The sequence below is a fragment of the Candidatus Neomarinimicrobiota bacterium genome (genome assembly GCA_036476315.1).
Taxonomy (GTDB): Bacteria; Fidelibacterota; Marinisomatia; order Marinisomatales; family S15-B10; genus JAZGBI01.
Genome location: JAZGBI010000084.1, coordinates 1 through 12,551 on the forward strand (window position 1 = coordinate 1; position 12,551 = coordinate 12,551).

A 12,551-nucleotide genomic window follows, 5' to 3' on the forward strand; every position below is an offset into this window, starting at 1 on the left:
CTCCATTAGGCTACACTCCTTCCAGGGCATAAGTAATCTCCTTTGTCATTATGCCCTAAGTTTAGTCGTTGAGTGTCAACCATGTCCTGACATTCTTGTGTCAACCATGTCTTGAAACCGTACCGATACTGGATGCTTGCTACTTGATCCTTGATACTTGACACTTGTTACTTGATGCTGGTTACTGGATACTGGATGTTGGATATTGGATGCTGGTGACTGGATACCGGTTGATTGGTTGATTGGTTAATTGGTTAACTGGTTCACTGGTGACTGGATAGTGGTGATTGGATAGTGGTTACCCATCGAGTTGCGTCCAACATTTGGCAGATATTCGTATTTAAGATGTGGCCCGACCACTTAACGGCATTGCGTCATTGTTCTTTCAAGATTCACTCTTGTGCAGGTGTACTAACTCGGAAGATAGCATCTGCGAACTGCCTGCCCAGGTCAAGATACCCTTCACTGTCATAATGCCACGGGTCGGAATATTTGTATTCGTCAGTCGAGGTGACAAGCGCCGCGTGGCCATCAGTCGCAACAAAATTCGCTTGAGCCTTACGCACGACCTCTCCATAGTCCCACACCTTGCCATCCTGCTTTTGTCCGGAGTCCGATATGCGGCCAACCGCAACTGGCAAATCATCAGCCCTGAGAGCTGCACGGATCAAATCCATGAGGCGCCTTAAACTGGACTCATATCTAAGAGCAATTTCTTCAGAATAAGCAGCATCACTTTCACCCTGCATCCAGACAATCCCTGATGGGAGAAGCATATCCGCTTCTCCATCATCGTCAATATCCAAAACAGAGAATGCATTTCTAACAGTGGCCAGAAAATGGTCGTACTGATTGACACCATTCCCCTTATCATAATCGGGCTCCCAGCACCCATAATCTCCCGCGGCTGCAGTGTCAATGGATGTTCCACCACGTGAGTACTTGATGATAGCGATATGCTCATTTGGCTGCAGTTCTAGGATTTGACGCGCGAAAGTTAACTCGACTCCGAATCTGTCCGAGTAGGTGTTGGTTTTCCCATCTGAGGCAAGGCCCGCTCCGTGTCCAGGGCGTAGTTTACGCCACACCCCGTTACCATCGGTTTGAGAGCCATCGGGGGCAGTATTACCGTGATAAATCATTACTCGCTTGAAAGGATCTGTAAGCTCTTCAGGAAGGTCGCTGACATAGCCATATCCATCCATATTCGATTGGCCCCCTAAAAAATAGAGTTTGAATACCTTTGCCTCGAGATCGTGGTAACACAGGAAAAGTGCGAATAAGATAAAATGCACCAACAGTTGAGTTACTTTCATTTGGATCAAATCCCTCCGTAGCAATTTGGAATGTGATTTGTGAAAATACCAAGACTTTCTAACCTTCTCGCGCTGCGCCACGCCATATACGCGCAAGTTTCAGAGCCGTCGGCTCCAGCGCCTGGTTAAGATCAAGATAGGGTCAGACCGGAGTAACCAGTTGATTTTATTGAGTAATTGTGTCAGAAAAGTCCTATGAAGCGTTGCATGGGATAACGGGTTAAAACGGAAGACAGAGGGATCGAATGGGGAATTCAAGATGTGGCCCCGGTCCTCATAGAGAGGTCAGCACCATAACAATGGTTGTCATATTCAGAACAGGAAGGTATTTTCTGTCGTTTTTGCAATCCGACCGTGGTTAGGCCGCAGCTTGATACTCGTCTTATTCACAATTTCATATGAAAACGCTTAAAGTTAAGGTAAAGCCGAACGCCAGAGAGAATCGACTCGAGGAATTAAGCGAAGGCACCTGGTATGCTAAGGTAAAAGCTCGGCCGATCAAAGGCAAAGCCAACAAAGAACTGGTCGCGCTTATCGCGCGTCACTTCAACCTGCGCAAGTCCCAGGTTTCAATCAAGAGCGGCGCGTCCGGTCGGGTGAAGATGGTGCAGCTGGAGATTTAGGCTTTACACGTCAGGTCTTTTGTCCGTGCAAAGGTCACGCCGGTACCAGCCGCAGGTTAGCTCAGTTGTTATACCCGTAGAGAACGAATAGTGAGTACAAATCAGGTAAGGATTACGAAATGAATCAGGAAGTTAATAAGCAAAAGCGGAGTTTCGAAACACGTCTCATCAGTATAATGATGCTGCTTCTTTGCGCTGCCACTATTGTCAACGGCCAGCAAAGGCAAACGTACGAAATCCAATCACCAGACAAGACGATTGAATTAGTCGTAACGGTTAAGAATGAGATCAGGTATTCCGTGAATGTTGATGGAAAGACAGTTGTCGAGCCTTCACAAATATCCATGACGGTGGGTGATGACCGGGTGCTCGGGCGAAATCCTGAGGTCTCTGATGTCAGGAGGAGTACCGTCGAGCAGGAAATCAGACCTGTGATACCGGAGAAGTTTGCCGTTATTGACGACCACTATAATGAATTGAACATTGCCCTCAAGGGAGATTATTCTGTTATCTTTCGGGCCTACGATAACGGCGTGGCCTACCGTTTCCAAACGAGTTTTGGGGGAAACCTTAAGGTTGTTTCCGAACAAGCGACTTTCAATTTCGCTGGAACCAATCACGTCTATTTTCCTGAGGAAGAAAGCTTTTTCTCTCATAATGAGCGAACCTATCTGCACATGCAACTCGACACCGTTTCCGCCGGACGATTGGCCAGTTTACCGGTTCTGGTTTCAACTACGGGGCCCAAGGTGCTGATTGCCGAGAGTGCATTGCTCGATTATCCGGGCATGTGGGTGAAAAGCAGCGGAAGCAACGCGCTCAAAAGCACATTCTCGCACTACGCACTGGAAAGCCAACTGCAGCCAGACTCAGACAGGGACATGCCGGTTACCAGGTACGCCAACTACATCGCGAAGACAAAAGGGAACCGGAGTTTCCCCTGGAGAATTCTGGCCATTGCAAAGAAAGACGCCGATCTCATTACCAATCAATTGGTCTTTCAACTCGCCGAAGAATTGCGGATTAAAGACCCGTCGTGGATCAGACCAGGAAAGGTGGCATGGGATTGGTGGAACGCCAACAACATCTACGGAGTCGATTTCAGAGCCGGCGTGGATACAAAGACCTACAAGTACTATATCGATTTTGCCTCCAAGTTTGGCATTGAATACATTATTCTGGACGAAGGCTGGTACAAGTTGGGTAACCTCCTGGATGTTGTCCCAGAAATGAATGTGAAAGAGCTTACAGCCTACGGCAAAAAGAAAAATGTGGGGATTATTCTATGGGTGATTTGGAAGACACTGGATGACCAACTTGACGTGGCTCTCGATCAGTTTGAGAAATGGGGTGCGGCTGGCATCAAGGTTGATTTTATGCAACGTGACGATCAGGATATGGTGAATTTCTATTGGAAGGTTGCCGACGAAGCGGCCAAACGAAAGATGCTGGTTGATTTCCACGGTGCCTACAAACCGTCCGGACTGCGCCGGTCTTACCCTAATGTGATCACGCGGGAAGGCGTGAAAGGACTGGAGCACAGTAAGTGGAGCCGGGATATTACTCCGGAACACGATTTGACGCTGCCGTTTATCCGAATGGTGACAGGCCCGATGGATTACACCCCTGGCGCAATGATCAATGCTCAACCGGGCCAGTTCCGCACTACATTTACACGTCCGATGAGCATGGGCACACGTGCTCATCAAGTTGCGATGTACATGATTTATGAAAGTCCGCTGCAAATGATGGCTGATAGTCCAAGCAATTATTTGAAGGAATCAGAGTCCGCGGAATTCATTTCCAGAATACCGACAGTCTGGGAAGATACCCGGGTTTTGGAGGCCAGTGTTGGTGAGTACCTCATTCTTGCCAGGAAAAATGGCAGCTATTGGTATGTCGGTGCCATGACAAATGAAAACGCAAGAGAATTCAACATAGATCTGTCGTTCCTTGATGATAGCAACTATTCCGTGGAGAGTATCGAAGACGGAATAAATGCGGATCGTTATGGCAGCGACTACCGCAAGGTCACTCAAACCATTTCAAAAGGTGGTTCTTTGACGATCAAACTGGCACCGGGGGGTGGTTGGGCTGCGATATTGATGCCAGAGTCGTGATGCCCTCATCCTGATCTTGATTCTGAGAGTCATTGCTGCCGGGTATCAACCCGGGTCGGTATGTCAAGAGGGAGGAATGGGGTCGCGTCCTTAATGAAATAGATTCAGAAAACTACCGCCAAGTTGACGGTTGGAATAATCTGTCTGCTCGTGGTTTGTCCATCGACCTTCAGGAGCCGGATGGATGGATAGACAGAAAGATTTGGTCCATGGTGTCTGGTTTCGGTTCGACTTTCTGGTGTGAGCGTCCAAATGGACCTGGCCAGGTAGAGGCCTGCCGCCCCCCCAGCCATGACAAGAGAATAAAGAACTTTTTTCTCATCTTCAAACTCCAGAATAATGGCAGTACCGAGAGTGAAGCCCATTCCCGAAATGGTTCCTAAGGCTGTCAATGCTGCTTCTCCAAACGTATAGTCATATCCCTCAATAAACTTGTCAAAAAGGAGTGTGCCTGCGACGGTCCCTCCCATCCGAAGGATTCGACCTCCCGTGCCCTCAAGATCTACATTGAACATATCTCCAATCAACACGGCGTAGAATAATCCCAGCCCCCTTCCCTGAAGCAACATCATGGCGTCGCCAAAAGTGTACTGGCGTTTTCCAAAGAATTTATGGGCCACATAGGCTCCAACGGGGTATCCAGCCATATCGAAAAGAGTGTGGACCTTATTCCAGGGCTTATGCTCCTTCTCCCACTCTTCGTGTTTTTCCGTTTCTTGTTCTTGGTCCCGGAACCGGTCAGAATATGGATTTTCAGGTTCCTTCTCCAGCATATGATGAAGCTGTCTCATTGTGTAGCCCCCGATCTCCGCCCACAATGTCAGCGACCAGGCCTGTCCATTGGAAGGCCTCCACCGGTTGAACAGATTGTCTCCCACGTAGATGCCCACTGGGACTGAGCCCATAACTATCCACGACCACAATTTCCCTTCATCCGCGTCCAAATCAAGTAACTCATTGATGCCGAAGCCGTACCTCAATCCGATGGCGGATCCAACCCTCATCATCTGGGCTCGCGCATGGGGAATGTCCATGCCCCTGGTGTACCGGTAAGTGAGGTAATAAGCTGCCCCTAATGAGATCATCTCTGAGCCCACGAACCACTTGGTGTCTTCTGCATCCAGAACATAGGGGACCATCCACCCGTAAATTGACAGTCCATAGATCATGTTCTGTGCAACAAGCGGCCACCTCCCGGATTGATCCAATGCGGCGGGTCTCATCTCATCAACAGTTGGCTCTATCTCAGCGATCTCTTCGCTCGAGAGATCTAACGTGCTTGCCAGCGTATCCAAAATGGCCCGTTCATCTTCATTGATAATTCCGTCCTTTATGGCCGTTTGGTAGGCTGATTGGTAGATCTCAATCTTTTCCGGTGAAGTAGTTTGACCCGCAAGGGAGGTTGTGACAGCTGCACAGCTGATCCACACCCCAATCAGGCCCTTATTCATCTCTGCCCACATTATCCAGTATTCCTCATATCAACTTGATCCGTCACCTGGCGGACATTCGGTCTTTCACAGGATTTTCCAATGGATCCTGAGATGAGACTTGTTAGGTCATGCCCAGTCCGCAGTCATTATGCTGAGGACATCCTGCCGATACTCAAATGATATCATTCTTCTTTACTTGAAGTAAATGTTTTCTAAAATGAGGTTACATCTTAAAAGCTAAATATTGACTATTTATTTTTGCCCGCCTGCCCCTCCTATTAGGCGGGATCGGGAGGGGCGGGAGACAGGCAAGGAGCAAGTATCAAGGAGCAAGGAGCAAGTATCAAGGAACAAGTATCTAGTATCCAGCATCCAGTATCCCCGTACGCTGACGCTACCTGCCCGCCACCCACAGGGTGAGGCAGGCGGGCAGGTATGCTCACAACCGTTGGATGGACCATCCTAAAACCTTACCTTCTGCAATCCTATGAAAATTCATAAGAAGAAAACAGCGCCACGATACGTGCGCCAGGAAGGTATCACGTCCTATCTATTGACGTCACTTCGAACCGCAGGCGCCAGGAATCTCTGTACAACACTGGTTGAAATAGAGCCCGGAGGTGAGCAGCGGGTTCACAGTCATCCACCAGAACAGGTTTACTACATACTTGACGGAGCCGGTCTAGTGACAGTTGGCAAGGAGACGGAAGAGATTCACAGTGGTGAATGTGTCTTCATCCCATCGGGCACTCCGCATGGAATAAAGAACCACACTGAAGAAACATTGCGCTATTTCAGTGCCGCTTCCCCCTCATTTGACGAAGCCGAGTTGAAGGAGTGGTGGCCTCTTGGCGGGGAGCCTGATTCAGGTGATAGCCCGTCTTGAAAGGTGCTTTGCACCCCAAAAGTTTACCATAGTTTGAGTTAGTGCAGAGATCAATAACCCGCCCCGCCCGCCGCCGCGGAGTTTTTCAAATCTTCTCAATGGCATCATATCCATCCAAAACGCACCAGCGCTTTGTTCGCTCGCCAGGAAAACAGCGCTGCCAGAATGATCAAGGCAATCGTCAAAGGCTGAGAGAATCTGCTGTAAACCTGCAGGCCCAGAATGACAATGGTGATGACGATGAACAGGCAAAACGTGGCCAGTCTCTTGCGTCGGGCGCGAAGTGGTTTCAAGCGGGGACCTATATCATCCGGAGGTGAGTCGGGATCGATAGCCGCAATTTGTTTCTCAATGGCGGGCTGGAGGGCGAAATGGACATAAGAAAGTAATCCCATCAACACGAATAGAAGCACGGTTTTCGCGAGAACGACCCAGTTCTCCCACAGCGACTGAAACCCCAATGGCCCGTAAATCAAAAGCAAGATACCGCTTACCAGCACACTGGTTTGAAACACGTAACACCGGATCGCCCCACGACGGATGATATTCTCCATATAGCGATCCGTGGCGTAGACAAAACCACCCGCCATCATTGCCCGTTCGTTTACCACGATCAGATTGAAAAGGGGAATGGACATGAAAACGAAGCTAATGACATGAAAGAACCTGAGAACGTCATAGACATCGTTCATGGTAATCCTGCTAAGAAAACCACGGTTTTCTCGTCCTCTATCACCCTGTCGTCCGTCATTCAGACGCAGTCGGGTATTTCACCACACTGTTGTTCACCGGCTCCAGCGTCATCAAGTACTCGTAAATGGCTCCCAGGTCTTCTTCCGTCATGTTGGTATAAGCGAACCATGGCATGAGAGTGTTTTCATGTTTCTTGTCCTCTGGAACTTCCACCGGTGTCTGAAATGCCTTAAACAAGCCAATAAAGTTTTCTTTCGAGCGGTTACCAATACCTGTTTCCTGATCGGGTGTGACATTTGCCGTAAGAATCACACTTCCGCCCGGTAGAAGGAATTCCTGTCCGCCGGCCATATACATCCCTTCCAATGGTCTCCCCATCTTATCTGTCGGAGTATGACACACTTCACAATTTGAGATGATAGTCATGTATTTGCCATAAGCCACCACGTCAGAAGGGTCGGGCCGGGTCAGAGGATCATAAGGGTGGGGGAATGTGCGTTCAATATATTGTAACGGAAACTTAAGTTTTTTCTTGCCTGACACTGCGTTTTTGATGGGCTTTAGCGTTCGGATATAGGCAACAATGCAAGAGAGATCCTCCCGGTCTAAATAACGCAACCGATCGTAGGGCATTATGGGGAATAGAGGTTTTCTTTCCCTGTTCACGCCTTCAGTAATAGCCTGTATCAGTTCACCATCGGTCCAATCCCCTAAAGCGTGTGGGGTGATATTGGGAACCTGTACCATGCCAAAAGCTTCCTCAATCACGAATCCCCCCGCTCCCTCTGTGCCCGGTACCGGTGGAAATGAATAATAGTTTTGGTCAAGTTCGGAGTGACAGTGGAGACAATGAGTTACGTTATTTACGAGATACTCACCTTTGGCGCCCCTCTCAGGTGTAATTTCCACGGTTATGTCAATCGGAGGACCCACCTTTAAGGGAATCAGCGTGGCACACCCGGTTAGAACCAGAAGACCTGCAAACCCAATTTTCTTGTTCATACTAGTTTCCTTCTTTTGAAGAACAGCAAATGATATGATTTTTAGCTACAGAATACCCCCAATGCCGATGAATATAGCCGAGCAGTGAACGAGAGTCAAGCCACGTAATGAAGGTCGTAATGAAATGAAGACGGACGATGTGCAAGCGCGTCTGCACTCCGCTACGAAAAGCAAGCTCACAGGTCGTTCGTATTCTTTGACCTGCCCCCCAGAGGCGTTCCAAAAAATGGGGGTTGGTCAGGACCTACTTTGATTATAGGTTAAACTAATCTAACATATTCCATGAATGTTTGGAGTCATATCATGAATTCACTACGTCTGAATCTTCTTCATAAATGTTAGACAGGCCATAATGGTTACAGGATAAGACCGCGTTGGAGGTTTTGTAATGATCAGAGAAATTGCAATCATAGCAGACATATTAGCAATGTTGGCTAGTGGGAATCTAAATGAAGATAGTTTATTGCAGTATTTTGAAAATAATAAAGATATCTTGAAAAGTAATATCGAATATGCGTTTACAAAATATGAGGGAAAGAAGTTAGATGAAATAGTGGGTGACCTTTACTCTAAATATTTGGAAGATAGGTCATTAATACTTTCAAATTATGAACGTTTCTCAGTTGTCAAGAATCTGGTGATCGAAAAGATTGAAAGTCACTATGATAAGTATCCCGAAATATATTTGGTGCCTTGTATTGGTCTTTTTGCACATGGAGGCTGGACCGAAAGAATAGATGATAAGCAGTATATTTTTTTGGCAATGGAGCGTATTGCTGAGGATATGAACATGGACATTTTTCTAACCCATGAAATCGCTCATTGTCTAAGTGAAGAGAACTGGAATACAGTTTTGGATGGCTTTTACAGAGAAGGATATGCTACTTATGTTTCTTTGGTACTCTTCCCAGGTCATAGTGATGAAACATATCTCCGTATGGATGAAGAATTGTATGTGAGGTGTCTAGATTGGATAGATAAACAGAGGGGGAGAATATATGAAGAGTCAAGTAAAGAACTTGAAGTCCTCAATGAGTATCACAAATTCTATTTTACCACTGGTTATAACAAGGAATATCCAAATATTGGCTATGTAATTGGATGTGAATATCTAAAATATCTGAATAAAAAGTATACGCTTAATGAACTTCGCACCTTTGGAAAAAAAGTAAATGAAAATGAGAAGGAATTCAAAGAGTTTGTATTTCAATGGTCCCACCCTTAACTGGTTAAAAGGCGAATTAGACTGTGAATGGCTAAGGCCTAACATTTCGCTTCACCGGACTCCCAGGACTGCGGTCTGAATTGGGGTTTGGAAATACCAAAAGCGTAAACTAATAGTTGAAAGTTAGACTATTCTACTCATCACCAGTGAGTTTGAGTTGTTAATTACTGTCGAAGAAATTGAAGAATGGGGCTAGTCATTCATTGTGATCGAGAGACAGCCAGCATACTCGTTGGAAAGGACATGAGGAATATACGAGTTTGGAATCACCATCGAGTTTCTTGACAACCTTTACCTGTTCCGTGGTGTCTTATATGTATGCTTTCCAGGAGACAAATAATCATGAAAGCGATCAAGACCCTGTTCCTCATGTTGCTGGTGGCAAATCTGACCGGTGGAAAACTGGAAGATATGGATCTTGAGATGCCTCAATCGGTCAACGCACTTCGTATCAACACCGTGTCTATTCACGTTGACGGATTCCTGGACGATCCAGCCTGGCAGCAGGAGGAACGGGCCTCTGACTTTATCCAGCGCGATCCCCTCGAAGGGGAAGCCGCAACCGAACGGACGGAGTTCTTGGTCCTTTATGATGATGAGTACGTCTACATTGGCTTGAAGGCCTACGATTCCGAGCCAAACGGGATCATCAGTATTCTGAGCCGCAGAGATGAACAGACCCCAAGCGACTGGATTAGCGTGTCTCTCGACAGTTATGACGACCACCGGACGGCATTTGAGTTCTGGCTCAACCCCCAGGGTGTAAAGCGGGACCTCAGGCGGTACGATGATGAGAATCTGGACGTGAACTGGGATGCGATCTGGGAAGGCAATTCAGCCATAGAGGAAGACGGCTGGTCAGCAGAATTCAAGATTCCTTTCCGCGAACTCCGCTTCTCTAATGGTGGTGACCATTCGTGGGGCATTCAGGTATATCGACACATTTCACGCAAGAACGAAGACGATTTCTGGGCCTTCTGGCCCAAGGACGAGAGCGGCTGGGTCCGCCATTATGGCCGCCTGGACAACCTTGTCGATATTCCCCGGCAGCGGCGGGTCTACTTCGCGCCATACACCACGGGCCAGTATGCCACCGCCAGAGATTACAGGACTCCAGTGCACCCCGAAATGTACGATCTGGGCAGTAATCTGGGGGCCGATCTGAAGCTGGGTATTACGAACAACCTGACTCTCGATCTGACGCTCAATCCCGACTTCGGCCAGGTGGAGGCCGACCCGGCCGAGCTGAACATCAGCGCATTCGAATCGTTCTTCCCGGAACAACGCCCTTTCTTTGTTGAAGGTGGGAACATCTACCAGTTCCCTCTCGGGATCGGGGATAATCCTATGGGCAATAACTCTCTGTTCTACACCCGCCGCATAGGGCGCAGCCCACAGCATGGTCCTTCGACCGAGGAAGGGTATGTGGATATCCCTATGGCCACTACTATCCTAGGAGCAGGAAAGCTTTCCGGCAAGACCAGTTCCGGCTGGTCCATCGGTGCTCTTGAAGCGGTGACCTCTGAGGAACACGCCACTATTGAATACGTGGATTCGCCCAGTGAGAAGGAGAAAGTGGAGCCGCTGACCAACTACTTTGTCACCCGGGTGCAGAAGGATTTCCGCGAAGGGAAGACGACCATCGGCAGTATCGTAACAGCCACCAACCGCCAGCTCGATGATCCCAATCTCATGTACCTTCATAGGGACGCATACAGTAGCGGCTTCGACTTTAGCCACCTTTTCAGTGACGATACTTACCAGTTCAGTACCACCATTGGCATTACCAGCGTACGGGGAACAAGTGAGGCGATTCTGAACACTCAGCTCAGCCCTAACCACCGTTTTCAACGTCCGGGTGCGCCACATCTCGACGTCGATTCTACCGCTACCCGGCTCAGCGGTTTCGCCGGGAACATTGTCCTGGGAAAGTTCAAGGGTGAGCGCTGGCGCGGAGCAATGGGGGGGTGGTTCTATTCGCCCGGGTTCGACGCCAATGACCTTGGCTACAACCGGAACGTGGATAATTCCACCCAGTTCATCTGGGTGCAGTACCGGGAAGATGATCCGGGAAAGTTCATCCGCAGATGGACGCTGAACTTCAATGCCTGGACCGGCTTCACCTTCGCGTGGTTCGACGAATTGACCGACAGAGGGGGCAATGTGAATGGCAACCTGACCTTCATGAATTATTGGTCAATTAACGGCGGGATTGGTGTTCAGGGTAAAGGCTTGAACACTACTGGCCTCTGGGGAGGACCGGCGATGACGGAGGATCCGGGCAGAAACATATGGTTTTCTGTGGGGAGTGACTACCGCAAAACGCTATCCGCTGGTGCTAACACCAGCATGGGAGGCTCCCCCGAGAGCGGTGTCCGCTACCAGAACGTTTCAGCCCGTTTCACCTGGCGGCCTGCCAACTATTTCTCTCTCACAGCTTCATCTGGCTTGAGCAACATGCACGATACCTGGTCCACCTGGAGTGATTACGAGCCTATCGCCGACGTCCAGTCTGGCGAGGAACATTATGTCATGGCTATGCTGAATCGTAATACGGTGTCAGCAACTGTTCGCTTCGATGTGGCACTGTCTCCCACACTTACCATACAGTATTACGGCAGCCCCTTCCTTACCACCGGCGCGTACACAGATGACAAACTGGTGCTCGAAGGGAAATACCAGGCCAAGCGCTTTGAAGACCGATTTCATGTCTTCACGGACGTTGAACGCGATTTCGATGAAGATCCCTACACATACGATACAGACAACGACGGGGTAGCGAACTTCGAGCTCTGGAATCGGGACTTCAACTACAAGCAGTTCAACTCCAACCTGGTCATACGGTGGGAGTATCAGACTGGGTCAGCCATTTACCTGGTCTGGGCTCAGAACATGTCTGATTCAGTGGAAAACGGCGAATTCGACGTTGGTCGGGACTTGCGGAACCTGTTCAAGGCAAGTGCAGAGCATGTATTCCTCATCAAGGCCAGCTACCTGGTAAATATCTAACCTGATCTATCCATCAGCCCGCCCCGCCCGCCTGCAATGCGTTTAATCCTCTAGTTGTGAGCTGTAATTCGTCGTAATCGATAGGCCAGCCAGGATTGCGAGAACCCTCACGAACAAAGTGCTGGGGAGGGATAACAGGTTTCGAGGCAAGACGGAGGGCATCGAATTGGAGATACTTAATATCTAGGATGTGAACCTAATCTTCTCACAAATATTCTGATTGTTGCTGTCATCGGTTTTCCCC

Annotated in this window: 9 protein-coding genes; 5 read left to right on the forward strand and 4 right to left on the reverse strand. The window is 48.6% G+C overall.

Going from position 1 to position 12,551, the window contains the following annotated elements; all coding sequences use genetic code 11:
• Nucleotides 1-392: 392 nt before the first annotated feature.
• On the reverse strand, nt 393-1,316 hold the full coding sequence (locus V3U24_08455; protein MEE9167470.1) for a sialate O-acetylesterase: 924 nt from the start codon (nt 1,314-1,316) through the stop codon (nt 393-395).
• A gap of 398 nt (nt 1,317-1,714) precedes the next feature.
• On the opposite strand from V3U24_08455, the gene V3U24_08460 reads away from it, so the two are divergent.
• On the forward strand, nt 1,715-1,939 hold the full coding sequence (locus tag V3U24_08460; GenBank protein ID MEE9167471.1) for a DUF167 domain-containing protein: 225 nt from the start codon (nt 1,715-1,717) through the stop codon (nt 1,937-1,939).
• A 119-nt stretch (nt 1,940-2,058) separates the two neighbouring features.
• Nucleotides 2,059-4,059 carry a glycoside hydrolase family 97 protein gene (locus V3U24_08465; GenBank protein ID MEE9167472.1) on the forward strand — a complete coding sequence of 667 codons (2,001 nt, stop codon included), beginning with the start codon at nt 2,059-2,061 and terminating at the stop codon, nt 4,057-4,059.
• 104 nt (nt 4,060-4,163) lie between these two features.
• On the opposite strand, the gene V3U24_08470 is transcribed toward V3U24_08465, so the two are convergent.
• Entirely contained in the window at nt 4,164-5,510 is a 1,347-nt protein-coding gene (locus V3U24_08470; protein ID MEE9167473.1) for a hypothetical protein, read from the reverse strand.
• 469 nt (nt 5,511-5,979) lie between these two features.
• On the opposite strand from V3U24_08470, the gene V3U24_08475 reads away from it, so the two are divergent.
• Entirely contained in the window at nt 5,980-6,378 is a 399-nt protein-coding gene (locus tag V3U24_08475; GenBank protein MEE9167474.1) for a cupin domain-containing protein, read from the forward strand.
• Between the two features lie 104 nt (nt 6,379-6,482).
• On the opposite strand, the gene V3U24_08480 is transcribed toward V3U24_08475, so the two are convergent.
• Both V3U24_08480 and V3U24_08485 read right to left on the reverse strand, forming a co-directional pair.
• Nucleotides 6,483-7,070: a hypothetical protein gene (locus V3U24_08480; GenBank protein ID MEE9167475.1), complete on the reverse strand. Its 588-nt coding sequence runs from the start codon at nt 7,068-7,070 to the stop codon at nt 6,483-6,485.
• 55 nt (nt 7,071-7,125) lie between these two features.
• Nucleotides 7,126-8,073 (reverse strand): c-type cytochrome, encoded by a 948-nt coding sequence (locus V3U24_08485; GenBank protein MEE9167476.1) that lies wholly within the window; start codon nt 8,071-8,073, stop codon nt 7,126-7,128.
• Between the two features lie 388 nt (nt 8,074-8,461).
• Here V3U24_08485 and V3U24_08490 point away from each other — a divergent pair, with 388 nt between their 5' ends.
• Together V3U24_08490 and V3U24_08495 are read left to right on the forward strand one after the other, a co-directional pair.
• Complete coding sequence (locus V3U24_08490; GenBank protein MEE9167477.1) at nt 8,462-9,298, forward strand: hypothetical protein; 837 nt, start codon at nt 8,462-8,464, stop codon at nt 9,296-9,298.
• Between the two features lie 342 nt (nt 9,299-9,640).
• A complete protein-coding gene (locus V3U24_08495; GenBank protein MEE9167478.1) occupies nt 9,641-12,307 on the forward strand; it encodes a DUF5916 domain-containing protein in 2,667 nt (888 codons plus the stop codon).
• Nucleotides 12,308-12,551 lie beyond the last annotated feature (244 nt).

What these genes read in the sequence shown, in the direction of transcription:
- V3U24_08470 (MEE9167473.1), bottom strand. Translation starts at nt 5,510, where the DNA reads ATGAATAAGGGCCTGATTGGGGTGTGGATCAGCTGTGCAGCTGTCACA.
- V3U24_08485 (MEE9167476.1), bottom strand. Translation starts at nt 8,073, where the DNA reads ATGAACAAGAAAATTGGGTTTGCAGGTCTTCTGGTTCTAACCGGGTGT.
- V3U24_08460 (MEE9167471.1), top strand. Translation starts at nt 1,715, where the DNA reads ATGAAAACGCTTAAAGTTAAGGTAAAGCCGAACGCCAGAGAGAATCGA.
- V3U24_08455 (MEE9167470.1), bottom strand. Translation starts at nt 1,316, where the DNA reads ATGAAAGTAACTCAACTGTTGGTGCATTTTATCTTATTCGCACTTTTC.
- V3U24_08490 (MEE9167477.1), top strand. Translation starts at nt 8,462, where the DNA reads ATGATCAGAGAAATTGCAATCATAGCAGACATATTAGCAATGTTGGCT.
- V3U24_08495 (MEE9167478.1), top strand. Translation starts at nt 9,641, where the DNA reads ATGAAAGCGATCAAGACCCTGTTCCTCATGTTGCTGGTGGCAAATCTG.
- V3U24_08480 (MEE9167475.1), bottom strand. Translation starts at nt 7,070, where the DNA reads ATGAACGATGTCTATGACGTTCTCAGGTTCTTTCATGTCATTAGCTTC.
- V3U24_08465 (MEE9167472.1), top strand. Translation starts at nt 2,059, where the DNA reads ATGAATCAGGAAGTTAATAAGCAAAAGCGGAGTTTCGAAACACGTCTC.
- V3U24_08475 (MEE9167474.1), top strand. Translation starts at nt 5,980, where the DNA reads ATGAAAATTCATAAGAAGAAAACAGCGCCACGATACGTGCGCCAGGAA.